The 15,150-nt window shown below is 70.5% G+C and carries 14 protein-coding genes; 7 read left to right on the top strand and 7 right to left on the bottom strand.

Features of this window, described 5'->3' with window-relative positions; translation table 11 throughout:
- The first annotated feature begins 158 nt into the window (after positions 1-158).
- Positions 159-1,106 carry a pectate lyase family protein gene (locus ACFO0C_RS30050; protein ID WP_378070086.1) on the top strand — a complete coding sequence of 316 codons (948 nt, stop codon included), beginning with the start codon at positions 159-161 and terminating at the stop codon, positions 1,104-1,106.
- A gap of 69 nt (positions 1,107-1,175) precedes the next feature.
- On the opposite strand, the gene ACFO0C_RS30045 is transcribed toward ACFO0C_RS30050, so the two are convergent.
- The 3 genes from ACFO0C_RS30045 to ACFO0C_RS30035 are packed head-to-tail and all read right to left on the bottom strand — an operon-like array spanning position 1,176 to position 6,596.
- Positions 1,176-4,469: an NACHT domain-containing protein gene (locus ACFO0C_RS30045; RefSeq protein WP_378070085.1), complete on the bottom strand. Its 3,294-nt coding sequence runs from the start codon at positions 4,467-4,469 to the stop codon at positions 1,176-1,178.
- 7 nt (positions 4,470-4,476) lie between these two features.
- Positions 4,477-5,514 (bottom strand): LLM class F420-dependent oxidoreductase, encoded by a 1,038-nt coding sequence (locus ACFO0C_RS30040; RefSeq protein WP_378070084.1) that lies wholly within the window; start codon positions 5,512-5,514, stop codon positions 4,477-4,479.
- 2 nt (positions 5,515-5,516) lie between these two features.
- Positions 5,517-6,596: a Zn-dependent alcohol dehydrogenase gene (locus ACFO0C_RS30035; protein WP_378070083.1), complete on the bottom strand. Its 1,080-nt coding sequence runs from the start codon at positions 6,594-6,596 to the stop codon at positions 5,517-5,519.
- A gap of 90 nt (positions 6,597-6,686) precedes the next feature.
- Here ACFO0C_RS30035 and ACFO0C_RS30030 point away from each other — a divergent pair, with 90 nt between their 5' ends.
- Genes ACFO0C_RS30030 through ACFO0C_RS30010 form a run of 5 tightly spaced genes read left to right on the top strand, consistent with a single transcriptional unit; the run spans position 6,687 to position 10,085 of the window.
- Positions 6,687-7,274: a TetR/AcrR family transcriptional regulator gene (locus ACFO0C_RS30030; RefSeq protein ID WP_378070082.1), complete on the top strand. Its 588-nt coding sequence runs from the start codon at positions 6,687-6,689 to the stop codon at positions 7,272-7,274.
- A gap of 29 nt (positions 7,275-7,303) precedes the next feature.
- The gene (locus tag ACFO0C_RS30025) at positions 7,304-8,065 is read left to right on the top strand and encodes a glucose 1-dehydrogenase (RefSeq protein WP_378070081.1); all 762 of its coding nucleotides are present in this window, start codon (positions 7,304-7,306) and stop codon (positions 8,063-8,065) included.
- 1 nt (position 8,066) lies between these two features.
- The gene (locus tag ACFO0C_RS30020) at positions 8,067-8,978 is read left to right on the top strand and encodes an SDR family NAD(P)-dependent oxidoreductase (RefSeq protein ID WP_378070080.1); all 912 of its coding nucleotides are present in this window, start codon (positions 8,067-8,069) and stop codon (positions 8,976-8,978) included.
- Positions 8,975-9,427: a pyridoxamine 5'-phosphate oxidase family protein gene (locus ACFO0C_RS30015; RefSeq protein ID WP_378070079.1), complete on the top strand. Its 453-nt coding sequence runs from the start codon at positions 8,975-8,977 to the stop codon at positions 9,425-9,427. The genes ACFO0C_RS30020 and ACFO0C_RS30015 overlap by 4 nt, the downstream gene beginning before the upstream one ends.
- Positions 9,428-9,485: 58 nt before the next feature.
- Positions 9,486-10,085 carry a TetR/AcrR family transcriptional regulator gene (locus ACFO0C_RS30010; protein WP_378070078.1) on the top strand — a complete coding sequence of 200 codons (600 nt, stop codon included), beginning with the start codon at positions 9,486-9,488 and terminating at the stop codon, positions 10,083-10,085.
- A gap of 18 nt (positions 10,086-10,103) precedes the next feature.
- On the opposite strand, the gene ACFO0C_RS30005 is transcribed toward ACFO0C_RS30010, so the two are convergent.
- From ACFO0C_RS30005 to ACFO0C_RS29990, 4 genes are all read right to left on the bottom strand, one after another.
- Positions 10,104-10,667, bottom strand: coding sequence for a Uma2 family endonuclease (locus tag ACFO0C_RS30005; protein ID WP_378070077.1), 564 nt, complete (start codon positions 10,665-10,667; stop codon positions 10,104-10,106).
- Positions 10,668-10,793: 126 nt separating this feature from the next.
- Positions 10,794-11,822 carry an MBL fold metallo-hydrolase gene (locus ACFO0C_RS30000; RefSeq protein ID WP_378070076.1) on the bottom strand — a complete coding sequence of 343 codons (1,029 nt, stop codon included), beginning with the start codon at positions 11,820-11,822 and terminating at the stop codon, positions 10,794-10,796.
- Between the two features lie 114 nt (positions 11,823-11,936).
- Positions 11,937-13,445, bottom strand: coding sequence for an aldehyde dehydrogenase family protein (locus ACFO0C_RS29995; protein ID WP_378070075.1), 1,509 nt, complete (start codon positions 13,443-13,445; stop codon positions 11,937-11,939).
- Positions 13,446-13,478: 33 nt separating this feature from the next.
- Positions 13,479-14,354, bottom strand: a complete 876-nt coding sequence (locus tag ACFO0C_RS29990) for an SDR family oxidoreductase (protein ID WP_378070074.1) — start codon at positions 14,352-14,354, stop codon at positions 13,479-13,481.
- 49 nt (positions 14,355-14,403) lie between these two features.
- Between ACFO0C_RS29990 and ACFO0C_RS29985 the strand changes: the two genes are divergently transcribed.
- Positions 14,404-15,141 carry an enoyl-CoA hydratase family protein gene (locus ACFO0C_RS29985; RefSeq protein ID WP_378070073.1) on the top strand — a complete coding sequence of 246 codons (738 nt, stop codon included), beginning with the start codon at positions 14,404-14,406 and terminating at the stop codon, positions 15,139-15,141.
- The last annotated feature ends 9 nt before the right edge of the window (positions 15,142-15,150 follow it).

The raw sequence follows: 15,150 nt of genomic DNA, 5'->3' as shown, positions 1-15,150 counted from the left end.
TGCAAACGGATTTGTCTTCACATCCCACCGATGCTGTGCTTTTCTGGGGCTCGGGAGCGCTCCCCAAATCCCCCAGATCCGTGACGGGCGCCCAATACGAACGTCCCCGCGTTCGCGCCCCTCTCGCGGATTTCTCGCTACCTGAAAAGGAGCAGGAAATGCGCCGAATTCATCGGCTCATGCAGGGCGCCGTCCCCCTCGCCCTCATCGGCGCCGCGCTCGCCGTGCCCACGCCGGCCGCCGCGGCGATCACCGACCTCGTCGGCTGGGCCACCCAGAACGGTGGCACCACCGGCGGGGGCAGCGCTGCCACCACGACCGTGACCAGCGCATCCGCGCTCACCACGGCACTCGCGTCCACGTCGGCGGCCACCATCCGCGTCTCCGGCACCATCTCGTGCTCGGGCATGCTGCGGGTCCGGTCCAACAAGACGATCATCGGCAACTCCGGTGCGGCGATCGTCGGCTGCGGTTTCAACATCAACGGCGACCGCAATGTGATCATCCGCAATCTGGCCTTCCGGAACTGGAACGACGACGCCGTCAACGTCCAGGAATCGGCCACCAACATCTGGATCGACCACAACAGTTTCAGCAACGGATACGACGGGGCCGTCGACATCAAACGCGGCTCCGATTTCATCACCGTCTCATGGAACCGGGTATTCAACCACGACAAATCCATGCTGCTCGGCCACAGCGACAGCAACGCGAGCCAGGACGTCGGCCACCTGCGCGTCACCTACCACCACAACTGGTTCGACGCCTCGACCCAGCGGCACCCGCGGGTCCGTTTCGGCAACCCGGTGCACGTCTACAACAACTACTACAACAGCAATTCCGGGTACGGCGTAGCCAGCACCGAAGGCGCCGGAGTCCTCGTCGAGTCCAACTCGTTCGAGAACGTCAGCGACCCGTTCCACCTGGGCGAAGCCTCCTCCGGCCCGGGAACGCTGGTGGCCCGCAACAACCTGCTGGTCAACTCGGGAAGCGGCCAGACCGGCGGTTCCGTGGCCTCGATCCCGTACTCCTACACCCCCGACGCCGCCGCCAACGTGAAGTCCATCGTGACCGCGAACGCCGGCGCCGGCCGCATCAGCGTGTAACCCCGTCCCCCATCACGGCGCCCTCCCCCCTTCCCCTCTCTCCGGGGGAGGGGGGAGGGCGCCACCGGGTCAGTCCACCGGGTCGAGGTAACCGTCGAAGCGCGCCAGCCCGGCGCGAATGCGGACCGCGAAGTCGGGATCCGATCGAAGACGCTCCAGGCAATCCGGGGTTCCCATGCCGTCCACGATCATTTCCAGCAGGTTGCCGAGTGGCAGCGGCAGCGGTACCGGCAGGCCGGTCAACAACCGGAGGCAGTCCTCCGGCGAGAGTGAGACGTCCAAACCCACGACCGCGTCGATGATGCGGGCGAGACGCTCGAGATAGGCGTCCCCTGCGGCAGGCCAACCAGCGGCAAGGGCCAGCAGCATGAGCACGAAGCACTCATCGTCGAGAGGAGCCTCCGCACTGTCGACAAGGTCGATTATTCGACACACGTCAGCAGACGGCAGGCGCTTCGCGTCCCTCTCCAGCGACCGAAGGATGATCTTCGTCCACTCGACGGAGGAGGGATTGCTGTGAACCGAGTATCCGGCCCGCGTGATCGCCGTAGTCGCACGGAAATAGAGTCCCGACAAGTCGTCCGAGGCGGGAGCGACAGCCAGCCGGACGAGACTCTGCGCAATCGACTCGGCATCGCCGGATTCGTGCTCGATGAAGGTGGCCATAGACGTCCACGACAGACCGCTCAGAATCGGATCAACGGTGTGGCGCAGGACGTCATCACTGAAGGCACCGGAAAGGTCCATGAGGGTCAAGGCCTGAGTCAGCGGAAAGTTGTCGCTGAAGCCGTCAGCGACTCCCGAGTTCGGGAACTTCCAGCTCGGGCCGAACTGGTTCGACCAGCGCGGATCGACGGCTGTCGCGATGGGCTCGTCGGCGAACTCCAGGGCCAGGTCGCGACGTTCGTCGTCGGCCCACGTGCGGGTCACCTGGACCGAGGTCAGGCCGTCGAGGAGCATGCCGCCGGGGATTGCCGCCCTCCATTGCAGAGCCGTGTCGCGCAACCACTTCGCCGGATCTTCGGCGTGGAGATAGAGGTCGGAGGCACGGACCTGGCCGCCGCAGGACAGGACCAGCAGGGTCAGGTTGAAAGAGTAGGTGGCCATCCAGTGGTCGATGCGTTTGTCGACGGGCTGGTAGTCGCGTGGGGTGTGGGTCGGCCTGGTCACGGCGACGCGCAGCTTCTCCAGGAGCCACGATCGGGAGTCGGCGGGCAGCAATCTGCGCAGGAACGGGACGATCGTGCTGCGGGCGCACAACGGTGTGAAACCGAGCAGGTCGCGGAGCAGGGTGTCGTCCTCGACGTGTCCGAGGCGGCCGGTTCGGGCGCGGGACAGGGCCACACCCTGGCCGACCGCTTGGGCCACGAGACGCGCCACCAGATATTCGCCGAAGGTGGCGTGCAAGAACTCGTACGTCTGCCTGGTCCTGTCGTCCTGGACCGCCCGGGCGCGCTGGATGAAGAAGAACCGGCCGACCATCTCCTCTCCCGCGCTGAAAGCGCGCTGGAATCCCTCGGTGCTCGGCGTGGCCGACGCCCGCAGGCCGAGGCCGGTCAGATCCTTGTCGAGTTCGTCGGTGGTCGCCCACAGACGCAGCCGGTGGAACATCGCGAACGCCACCACCGACAGTCGTTCCAGTTCGTCGCGGACCAGGTCCTGCCGCTCGGGTTCGGGCAGGTGGGTGCCGTGGACGCGGCGGACCTCGCGTTCGGCGAAGTCGTGCAGGAGGCGCTCGTAGAGTTCGCCGGTGCCGAGGTCCTCGGCATCCTGGAGGGCGTTCGCCCCGGCGTCGTAGAGCGCCAGCATGAGCAGCAGCAGCGGCTGGACGGCCAGGTCGGGGAAACGCAGGACCACCTCGCGGGTGAGCGGCCGCCGCCCGGTCCCGGACCAGTACCGTGCGTTGGCCGTGTTCCAGAGGTCCAGCCAGCGGTCGACCTGCGGTTCGTCGAACGGTTCGAGGCGCGCGACCAGACCGCCGGCGGGGATACGGGCCCGGTCGGCGACCGCGACCCGGCTGGTCACGACGACCGCTGCGGGACGGCCGAGGCGGGACTCACGCCGCTGGAACTCGGCCACCCGCTCCAGGTAGTCGGACTGGTGCACCCCGGTCGCCTGCAACAGTTCGTCGAGTCCGTCGAGCAGGATCACCGGCATCGAGGCGTCCGCCGACGCGGCCAGGTCGGCCCAGGCCACGGTCTCGCCGATGGCCCCGCGCAGCGCCTGCTCGATCTGGTCCTGGATGGTCGCCTCGGCCCGGACCTCGCGCAGCGCCACCCGGACCACCAGGTAGTCGGCGGCCGGGAGCCGGGCCGCGAGGATCCTGGTCAGCGACGACTTGCCGCCGCCGGGCTGGCCGAGCAGCACCAGCGGTACGGCGGCCGCCTGCGGAGTGGTCAGGTAGGTGGCGAGGAACGTGTCGAAGTCGGTGCGGACGCCGGCCTCGGTCCACCAGTCCTCGTCGGCGGGGCGCAGGCCGGGGCCGCCCGGTTTCACCCGGAACCGTGGGTCCAGGTAGGCGGCGGCCAGGCTCGGCATGGTCAGGTCGCCGGCGTCGCCGCCGAGGATGGGCTCGTCGAGTTCGGCCCGGTAGATGCGGGCCAGCGCGTCCCGGTGACGGTCCGGGTCGCGGTGCGAGGTGGCCTTGAGCAGGGCCGTCTCCAGGCCCTCCAGTCCGCGGGACACGGCGCGGGACTCGAGACGGGACAGCCAGATGCCGAACTCGGGCACGTCCTGGGTGAGACGGCGGACGGTCTCCTCGTAGCGTTCGGCGGCGAGCTCCGGCAGCCGTTCGGCCAGGGCGACGTCGACGGCGCGGCGGGCCCGTTCGTCGGCGGCCTCCCAGACCGCCAGGAGCATCAGGTGGGTGGCCATCCGCCGGCCGGAGTCGGCGAACCACTCGGTGAGGTCGTCGAGGAGACGGTCGCCGGTGAGGTCCGGGCCCGGCGCGGGGATGTCGGCGTCGAGCAGGCGGGACTGCCAGGAGCCGTCGGTGCGGGCGGCGGTGAGGAACAGGAGCTGGTCGTCGCGGGTGAAGCCGGGGTTCGCGAGTCCGGCGGCGTCGAGGCAGTCGTCCAGCGATGCGAAGAATGACGCGACGGCCAGGACACCGTGTGCGGCGTGCAGTCGCCGGCTGCGGTCGTAGCGGCCCTGTCCCCGTACGACATCGGTGATCTTCTCGGCCACCAGATGCCCGAGCCGGATCACCTCGGTCTTGGCGTCGAAGAGGCTGATGGCAGCCTCGCTGCCGCCCGCCGTGGCGACGGCGAGGGCACCGCCCAGCAGGTTGTCGGCGGCCTTCATGAGCGGCCCGGAGCCGCCGAGAAGTTTGACGGCATCGACATAGGTCAGACCCTGGGCCACGACCCCACTATATGGACGGCAGGAGCGCGCGGAGTTCGGCTATCTGTTTGACCCGTTCGGCGCGGGTGGCGGCCAGCGGGGACGCCAGCAGGGTGGTGACGCCGGCGGCGGCGAGGGCGTCGAGGCCGCGGCGGACGTCGTCGGGGCGGCCGGTCAGGGACGTCGCGGTGACCAGGTCCGCGGGGACGGCGGCGACGGCCTCGGCGCGCCGGCCGGACAGGTAGAGGTCCTGGATGCGGGTGGCCTCCTCGGCGTACCCGTAGCGGCGGACCAGGTCGTTGGAGAAGTTGCGGCCGCGGGCGCCCATGCCGCCGAGGTAGAGGGCGAGCTGGGCGCGGTGCCGGTCGAGCAGGGCCGGGTCCGGGTCGCCGATGGCGAACGGTACGGGCACGCTGATCTCCAGCGGCCCGAGTGCGGGGTCGCGCCGGGACCGTCCGTCGGCCAGTGACTCGCCGAAGATCCGGTCGGACGATCGCGGGTCGAGCCAGAGGGCCTGCCAGCCCTCGGCGATCTCGGCGGCCAGGGCCACGTTCCGGGGGCCCATGGCGGCCAGCAGGATCGGGACGCGTGGCCGTACCGGATGATTAATGATCTTGAGGGGTTTGGCGTAGTCACCCGGGAGCGGGATCCGGTAGTGGGGGCCGTCGACGGTGAGGGTCTCGCGGCGCCAGACGCGGCGGCAGATCTCGACGATCTCGCGGGTGCGGGCGACCGGAGCGTCGTAGCGGACGCCGTGGAAGCCCTCGATGACCTGGGGTCCGGACGCGCCGAGGCCGAGGTTGAACCGGCCGCCGGACACGTAGTCGAGTCCGGCGGCGGTCATCGCGGTCAGCGTAGGAGTGCGAGTGTAGAGCTGCATCACACCGGACGCCAGATCCATCGTCCGCGTTCGGGCGGCGAGGTAACCCAGTTGGCTGACGGCGTCGAAGCTGTACGCCTCCGGGACCACCACCAGGTCGGCGCCGGCCTGTTCGAACTCGACGACCTCGTCGACGGCCGCGGCGAAGCCCTCACCGCTGTAGCCGAGCTGAATCCCGAGCCGCATGATCAGTCGTTGATGATCACTTGGCGGATCACGTCGCCGCTGCCGAGCGCGGCCAGGCCGTCGCCGACCTGGTCGAGGCGCAGGCGGCGGCTGATCATGCCCTCGATGTCGAGGCGACCGGCCCGCCACAGGGCCAGCAGGCGCGGGAAGTCACGGTGTGGTTCGGCCGAGCCGTACAGCGAGGGGACGATCGTCTTGCCCTCGAAGAGCAGCTCGAACGGGCTGAACTCGACCTGGTCCTCGGCCCGGCCCGCACCGACCACGATGACCTGGCCGCCGCGCCGGGTGGCGGTCCACGCGGTGCGCAGCGTCTGTGGCACGGCCACCACGTCGAAGGCGTGGTCGAAGCCCTCCGGCACCACCTCGCCCTGCAGATCGCCGAGCTCGTCGGGGGTGGCGGTGTGGGTGGCGCCGAAGCGGCGGGCCGCCTCGTGCCGGGCGGGAACCGTGTCGACCGCCATGATCTGCGCGGCCCCGGCCAGGCGGGCGCCCTGGATCGCGGCGATGCCGACGCCGCCGCAGCCGATCACCACGACGCTGTCACCGGGCCGCACCCGCGCCGTGTTGATCACCGCGCCGACACCGGTGGTGACGCCGCAGCCGACCAGGGCGGCCACCTCGTACGGCACGTCGTCGTCGATCTTCACGGCGCCGGCCCGGGGCACCACCATCTCCTCGGCGAACGAGCCGCACCCGGCCATCCCGAAGATCTCCAGGTCACCGGCGGTGAACCGGGGTATCACGTAGCCGGCCATCACGTGGGTCATGCACAGGTAGGCCTCGCCGCGCCGGCAGTGCGTGCAGACACCGCAGGCGGGCAGCCAGTTGACCGCGACACGGTCGCCGGGAGCCAGGTCGTCGACGCCGTCACCGACCTCGATCACGTCGCCGGCCGCCTCGTGGCCGAGGACCGCGGGCACCGGCTGGGGCAGGCCGCCCCGCAGCGCGGACAGGTCGGAGTGGCAGACACCCGCGGCACGGACCCGCAGGCGCACCTCACCCGGCCCGGGGCCGAGGACCGTCACGTCGTCGCGGAGGTCGAGTTTCTCGTCCCCGATCGTGTGCAGCACCGCCGCTCGCATCCCGGCACCCCCTCGAAAATGAGAACGCGTTCTACGCTAACGACGAGCCTGGTACCAAGCAAGCGTTCGGTCAAGGGCGATAATCGGCCGGTGACGCAATCCAAGAGCCCGTCCGAGCGGCGCGCGCACCTCGTCCGGCTGGCCGGTGATCTCTTCGCCGAGAAGGGCTTCCGGGCGACGACGGTGCGGGAGATCGCCGACGCCGCCGGGATCCTGTCCGGCAGCCTCTACCACCACTTCGACTCCAAGGAGTCGATCGGCGACGAGATCCTCAGCGCCTTCCTGGAGGACGTCCTCGCCGGTTACCGCGAGGCGGTCCGGGACACCACCGACCCGCGGACGGCGATCGAGCAGATCGTACGGTCCAGCACCGCCAACCTGAGCCGGCACCGGGCCGCGCTCACGATGCTGCAGAACGACTGGAACTACTTCAGCGGGCAGCCTCGGTTCGCCTACCTGCGCACGGCCATGAAGGAGATCGAGCAGACCTGGATCGAGCTGCTCGAGCGCGGTAGGCAGAGCGGGCAGTTCCGGGCCGACCTGGACACCCGGCTGACGTACCGGCTGCTCCGCGACATCCTCTGGCTGCCCACGTCGTGGCGCTCGTCGGCGACGTGGAGCACCGACCAGATCATCGACGGACTTCTCCGCCTTCTGTTCGACGGCATCCGGGCGTAGCCTCCCAAGCAAGCGCTTGGGAGGTTCGGATGGGGCGGCTTGACGGCAAGGTTGCACTGATCACCGGCGGGGCGCGCGGCATGGGCAAGGCCCACGCCCGGCACTTCGCCGCCGAGGGGGCACGCGTCGTGATCGGCGACGTGCTCGACGAGAAGGGACGCTGGGTCGCCGGCAAACTCGGCGACGACCTCTGCCGGTACGTGCATCACGACGTGACGAGCGCCGACGACTGGACAGCGGCGGTCGACGCGACGGTCGACGCGTTCGGAAAGCTGGACGTGCTCGTCAACAACGCCGGCATCCTGCGGCACGCGCCGGTCACCGAGATGGACCCGGCCGAGTTCCGGCAGGTCATCGAGGTCAACCTGGTCGGCACGTGGCTCGGGATCCGGCAGGCCGTCCCGGCGATGATCGACGCCGGCGGCGGCTCGATCGTGAACATCTCGTCGATCGAGGGCTTCGCCGGAGCGGCCGGCCTGTCCGCCTACAGTGCCAGCAAGTTCGGCGTCCGCGGCCTGACCAGGTCGGCCGCGCAGGAGCTGGGACCACTCGGCATCCGGGTCAACTCGGTGCACCCCGGCGGCGTGATGACGTCGATGGCGATGGCCGCCGCACAGACGATGACCGGCGTGGACGGCAGCGGTTTCCTCAAGGGCCTGCCGATCGCCCGCTTCGCCGAACCGGTGGAGATCTCCCGGCTCGTCGCCTTCCTCGCCTCCGACGAAGCGTCCTACACCACCGGCGCCGAGTTCCTCGCCGACGGCGGCCTGCTCAGCGGCCCGGGGTACTGAGATGGCCGCGCTCGACGGCCGCGTCGCCGTCGTCACCGGGGCCGGCGCCGGGCTGGGCGCCGCAGAGGCCCGCGCGCTGGCGGCGGCCGGCGCCCGGATGGTCCTCAACGACCTGCCCGGCGACGCCCTCGACGAGGTGGCCGAGCAGATCCGGGCCGCCGGCGGCGAGGCGGTCACCTGCCCCGGCGACGTGGCCGACTGGGCGACCGGGGAGGCGCTGGTCAAGACCGCTGTCGACACGTTCGGCGGGCTGGACGTGCTGGTCAACAACGCGGGCGTGCTGCGCGACCGGATGATCTTCTCGATGTCCGAAACGGAATGGGACACCGTCGTCCGCGTCCACCTGCGCGGCCACTTCGTGACCACCCGGTTCGCCACCGCGTACTGGCGGGACCGCGCCAAGGCGACCGGCCTGCCGGGCTACGCCCGGATCGTCAACACCGCGTCCGAGGCGTTCCTGCTCGGCTCGGCCGGCCAGCCCAACTACGCGGCGGCCAAAGGGGGGATCGTCGCACTCACCCTCGCGACCGCTCGCGGTTGTCTCAAACATGGGGTACGGGCGAACGCCATCTGTCCGCGCGCAAGAACCTCCATGACCGGCCGGCTCATGGGCGCTGCTCCGGACGGCCCCGACCCGATGGCCCCGGAACGGGTTGCGCCGCTGGTCGTGCACCTGGCCGGGCCGTCCGGCGACCGGATCACCGGCGAGGTGTTCGTGGTGCACGGCGACGTCGTGGCGGTGCTCGGGCCGCCCACGGTGCGGGCCGTCTTCCACGCGACGACCGGGCAGTGGACGTCCGCCGAACTGGACGCGGCCCTGAGCACCGAGTTCGCCGACGGCCCGCCCCGGCCCGGGTTCGTCTGCGAGGAGACGCTGCCCCTGGCCGCGTCGACGTTCGGGGAGGGATCGTGAAACAGCGGGACACCGTCGCCATGACCGACGACGAGGTGGGGGCGCTTCTGGCGTACCAGCGGAAGATCCAGATCGCGACGATCAACCCGGACGGCACGCCGCATCTGGTGACCATGTTCTTCGCGGCGGCCGGAGGCCGGATCGCGTTCTGGACCTACCGGGCCTCGCAGAAGGCCCGCAACCTGGCCCGCGACCCGCGTCTGACCTGCCTGGTCGAGGACGGCGAGGGCTACTTCGAACTGCGCGGCGCCCAGATCAGCGGCACCGTGACGGTGATCGCCGACCTGCCCGGCGTCACCGGGGTCGGGCGGCTGATCGCGGCCCGGATGCCGGACATCCCGGACGACGCCCTCGACGCGTACGTCGCCCACGCCGCCCCCAAACGCACCGCCTACCTGGTCGACCCGGCCCGGATCACCAGCTGGGACCATCGCAAGCTGCTGGCGTGACCATCGGGGTCCGCGGGCGCATAGACTGACCGCCGGCCGGAGCCTGGTGGGAGGGCGCATGTCAGTCGGTGCGACGGTGGGCCGTCCCCGCGATCCCGAGGTCGACGAACGGATCACCCGGGCCGCGGCCGAGGTCTTCGGCGGCGAGGGCTGGGCCCGTTTCTCGGTCGACGCCGTCGCCCGCCGGGCCGGTGTCGGCAAGGCGTCCATCTACCTGCGCTGGCCCAACAAGGAAGCGTTGCTGGTGGCGGTGTTCGCCTCCCGCCTGTCCGGGGTCCGCGACATCGACACCGGCAGCCTGCGCGACGACCTGGTCGCCCTGGCCCGCCAGGTGCTGCACGCCTTCCTGGACGAGTCGGGCGGCGCGGTCCTGCGACTGATGCTGGAGGTGGAGAGCATCCCGGCCGGTCAGGAACACCTGGACCGTTTCCTGCAGTCCCAGGCGACGGCGGCCCGGGCCATCGTCCATCGCGGCATCGACCGGGGCCAGCTACGCCCGGACATCAGCGTCACCCTGCTGCTCAACACGATCAGTGGCGGCGCCCTCAATCACGCCTTGACCACACCGTCCCGCTCCCGGGCCAAGGTGGCGGCGAACGCCGACCGCTACGCCGAAGAGCTGGTCGACTTCGTCCTGGCCTCGGTCACCGCCCCCTGAACTCGTGGGGAGGCGGCACTACCAGTCGAGAAGGGTTCTGGTGTCGATCTCGCAGCAGAACGGGACCTCGAGAGTCAGGGTGGCGCCGAACGGCACCATGGCGTGCTCGACGTAGTGCTGGCCCTCAAGACGGAACAGGCGCAGGGCCACCGACTCGAAATCAGTGAGGTCCGGCTCGACCAGCAGATACCAGCCGATCCGGGCAGCAGCGTAGAACTGCATCTTGAGGAGCCGGTCGTTCGCGGCGTTGCTCGGTGAGACGATCTCGCAGATCAAGGCGACCTCGGACGCCTCGATCACGCCGCCCTTGGGATCCGTGTCGGCCACCACCAGGTCAGGAATGACGATCCGGTCGGTGCCGAGCCGGACGTTGGCAGCCTCGTACGCACGCAGGCCGACGGCCCGAACCGCTGGGCGAATGCCGGCCATCAGGAGAAAGGAGATGTCCTGATGAGGTTTGCTCGGTGCCGGGCTCACCCACAGTCCCCCGTCGATCAACTCGATCCGGTTCGGCGTCTCACCGAGCGCGAAGTACTGTTCCTCGTTCCACGGACCCGGATACTCCAACAGCGTCACACTCATCGACAACACCTCCAGACCGATGACGCGCCAATTCTGCCACGTACCCGAGTGGGACGAGCACGGGCGGAGTCGTCGAAGCGGACATTCTTCGCCCCGCGTTGGGACCCCTCCATCATCCGGCGCCGTTCAGCGGCCTCCGGCCAGGGCTCCGGCGCGTAGGTGCTCGCCGTCGCGGGTCAGGTCGCCGGTGCGGATCAGCAGCTCGACGTGGGCGGCGGTCTCGGCGACCGCGCCGACCAGCATCGGGCCGATCTCGTCCCATGGCCGTGACCATGTCAGCTCCGACGCCACCTGCCAGATCGTGGCCGCGCCCAGCCGCTCCACTGTCGCCAGGATCTCCCGGCACCGCTCGCGGTGATGTTCGCCGAGTTCGGCCGCGCGGGCCGCGATGCCCCGGAACCGGTACTCGTGTCCCGGCAGCGCCTCGCACCCGTCGTAGGCCGACACCTTCCCCAGCGACTCCAGGTAGAGCCCGAGCGGGTCCTCACCACTGAGCTGCAAGCCGATGTTGGGGCTGATCCGCGGGAGCACGTGATCGCCGGTGAGCAGCACCTGCGCGTCCGGCTCGAACAGGCAGAGGTGACCCGGTGTGTGACCGGGCGTCCAGACGGCCCGCAGCCGCCGCCCCGCCAGCGGCACGAGATCACCGTCGTTCAGCATCACGTCCGCGTCGGCGAGCGGGGCGAAGTGCTGGTCCACCGACGCGCCGAACCGCCCGATCAGCCCGGCGATCTCCTCCTGCGGAACGTGCAGGTCCCGCATCCAGCCGGCCAGCGCCACACTCGGCGCGGTCTCCCGGTCCCGCAGCATCGTCGCGTGCTCGGCCGGATGCATCGCCACCCAGGCGCCGGAGGCGTCCCGGAGCCGCGCGGTCAGCCCGTGGTGGTCCGGGTGCACGTGGGTGAGCACGACACCGGTCACGTCGGCGGCGGTCGCCCCGACGGCGGCGAGCCCGGCGGTCAGGGCCGCCCAGCCGGTATCACTCTCCCACCCGGGGTCGACGACGACGAGGCCGTCGTCGCCCGGGACCAGGTAGCTGAGCGTGTACCGCAACGGATTGTTCGGAATCGGCACCGGGACCGACACCAGCCCACCGGCCAGCTTCTCCACCGGTGGCAGGACCTTGGCCCGCCAGGCTTCCCGCTGCACGCTCATCCCGAACCCCTTTCCTAGACGGAACCCGTCTAGGAAAGGAACCATATCCTGAACGACCGCCGTCCAGCAATGACCATCGGCGGGCCGGCACCGGAGCTGAGGGGTCCCGCGGGCCTACATCATCTCCTCGGTGGTGGGGATCAGGACCGTCTTCAGCTCCGTGTAGGCCTCGATCGACGTTCGGCCGCCCTCCCGGTTCAGGCCCGACTGGCCGTACCCGCCGAAAGCCACGTGCGGCTCCAGCTGGTAACCGTTGACGCCGACCGTTCCGGCTCGCAGGGACTTCGTCAGGCGGAAGGCCCGCTTCACGTCGGACGTCCACACCGTCGCCGCCAGGCCGTAGGTCGTGTCGTTGGCCAGGCGCAGTGCCTCGTCCTCCTCGGTGAACGGGACCACCGCCAGCACCGGGCCGAAGATCTCCTCGCGGGCGATCGTGGTGTCGTTGGCGACGTCGGCGAACAGGGTGGGCTGGACGAAGTTGCCGGCCGCCAGTTCGCCGTCGGGGCGGCCGCCGCCGGTCACCAGGCGGGCGCCCTCGGCCCGGCCGGACTCGATGTAGCCGAGGACCCGGTTCAGCTGGCGTTCGTTGATGAGCGGGGACGCGGTCGTCTCCGGGTGGAACGGGTCGCCGTAGGTGACCAGCGCGGCCATCGCCTCGGCGATCGCCAGGAACTCGTCGTAGACGTCGCGGTGCACCAGCGCCCGGGTGTGCGCGACGCAGGCCTGGCCGGAGAGGCCCATCGTGACCGTGCCCATCGTGGTGGCGGCCGCGGCGTACACGTCGGCGTCGGGGAAGACCAGTGACGGGCTCTTGCCACCCAGCTCCAGGCTGGTTCGCTTGACGCCGCCGGCGGCGGCGGCCAGGACCTTGCGGCCGACGGCGCGGCTGCCGGTGAAGCTGATCTTGTCGACCTGCGGGTGGTTGATCAGGGCGTCGCCGGTGGTGTCGCCGGGGCCGGTGACCACGTTGAGGACGCCCGGCGGCAGACCGGCCTCCTCCATGATCCGGGCCAGGCGCAACGCGGAGAACGTCGCGTACTCGGACGGCTTCAGCACCACGGTGCACCCGGCGGCCAGAGCGGGGGCGACCTTCTGGGCGGTCAGCAGCAGCGGGCCGTTCCACGCGACGATCGCGGCCACCACACCGACCGGTTCGCGCAGCGTGAGCACCATGTGGTCGCCGCCCTGATAGCCGGGCAACGTCTCACCGGCGAGCTTGTCGACCCATCCGGCGTGGTGGTCGAAGATGTCGGCGACACACTCGACGGACATCGCATACGTCTCGCCGAAGCTGACCGGCACACCGTTGTCGAGGGCGACCAGTGTCTGCAGCTCCGCGGCGTTCTCCCGGATGGCGTCGGCGATGCGACGCAGGACCTTGATTCTTTCCTTCGCCCGGGTACGGGGCCACGTGCCTTCGTCGAACGCGGTGCGGGCAGCGCGTACCGCCGCGTCCACGTCGGACGCCGTGGCGATGGCGAACGTGCCCACCTCCTCGGCGGTCGCCGGGTGCAGGTGGCTCCAGGTGCCGCCGTCGGCGGAGGGGCGCCAGTCGCCGGCGATCAGCAGTTCTCCGCCGGCCAGGCCGACCTCGTCGCGTTTGGCCTTGATCGAGAGCACCATACCGACCTCCGGGCGCAAGAATTGAAACAGGTTCTACTTCCCGGCACGGTACGCCGTGTCCCGGAGGTCCGCCAGATACGCCGGCCACTCGCCGCCACCGTGCACGGCGAGAGAGGCCCCGCTGATGTAGCCGGCGAGAGGCGACGCGAGCAGCAGGCAGGCACCGGCGACCTCACCGGCGCGGGCCGCCCGCCCCATCGGCACGGTCCGGGCCACCGTCGACGCCGCCCGGCCACCCGAGCCGGTCCCGTCCGGCACGGGAGGCGCCGATGCCTCGACCGGGCCGACGACCAGGGTGTTCACCCGCACTTTCGGCGCCCACTCGGCAGCCAGGCTGGTGGCGAGATGGTGGAGGCCCGCCTTGGCCGCGCCGTAGGCGGCGGTTCCGGGCGAAGGGCGGGTGCCACTGACACTGCCGATCATGAGGATGACGCCGCCGGTCTCCTGGTCCCGCATGACCGCGTTGGCCGCCTGCGCGACATGCAACGGCGCGATGAGGTTGAGTTCGATGATCTTCGCGTGCAGGCGGGGAGACGCGTCGCCCGCGGGCACCTCCGGGCTGCCGCCGGCGTTGTTGATCACCACGTCGACACGCCCGAAGCGATCGACCGCGGTTTTGACCAGGGCCGTGGCCTGATCCGGATCACGCACATCCGCCTGAAAGAACTCCAGCGCCGAAAGGGCCGACTCCGGAACGAGCGCGGAGGACGCCGAGGGATCGGGAGGCAGGGAGGCGACCGTGAGCCCGGCCGGCGGGGACCCGGCCGGTGGAAGCGGGTGCGGCGGGGTGCGGCCGCAGGTCAGGACGTCGGCTCCGGCGGCGTGGAAGGCGGCGGCGATGGCCGCGCCGATGCCCCGGGTGCCGCCGGTGACGACCACCGTGCGGCCGGTGAAGTCGAGAGGGTCCATGACGATCGATGCTAGCCACCCAAGCAAGCGCTAGGTTAGCCTGGCCGCCGTGGGGATTGAGCTGCACAGAGGCACGGTCGCCGAGGTGATCGTCGATTTTCCGCCGGTCAACGCACTGCCTGCGGCCGGCTGGCACGCTCTCGCTGACGCGGTCGCCGCGGCCGGAGCCGATGAACGGACCAGGGTCGTGGTGCTGGCGGCCGAGGGGCGTGGGTTCTGCGCGGGCGTGGACATCAAGGAGATGCAGCGGACGCCGGGGCACGACGCCCTGCTGGCCGCCAACCGGGGCTGCGCCGCGGCGTTCGCGGCCGTCTACGACTGCCCGGTTCCGGTGATCGCCGCGGTCAACGGCTTCTGCCTGGGTGGCGGGGTGGGCCTGGCCGGCAACGCCGATCTGGTGGTGGCAGCCGACGACGCGACGTTCGGGCTGCCCGAGGTGGACCGGGGTGCACTCGGGGCGGCGACGCATCTGGCCCGGCTGGTTCCGCACCAGCTGATGCGGACGATGGTCTACACCTGCCGGCCGGTGACCGCGTGGGAGCTGCACCGGTTCGGGACCGTGCTGGAGGTGGTGCCGGCCGCCGGGCTGCGACGGGCCGCGCACCGGGTGGCGGAGGAGATCGCGGCGAAGGATCCGCTGGTCATCCGCCGGGCGAAGGAGTCCCTGAACGGGATCGACCCGATTGATGTGAAGCGCTCCTACCGGTTCGAACAGGGCTTCACCTTCGAGCTCAACCTGAACGGTGCCGGCGACCGGGCCCGCCAGAGGTTCGTGGACGGCCGATGAGATGGACGG

This window comes from Actinoplanes subglobosus (assembly GCF_042650585.1).
In the GTDB taxonomy this organism is placed as follows: domain Bacteria; phylum Actinomycetota; class Actinomycetes; order Mycobacteriales; family Micromonosporaceae; genus Actinoplanes; species Actinoplanes subglobosus.
The sequence above is the reverse complement of the archived record's forward strand: the minus strand, read 5'-3'. Positions and strand labels throughout refer to the sequence as shown.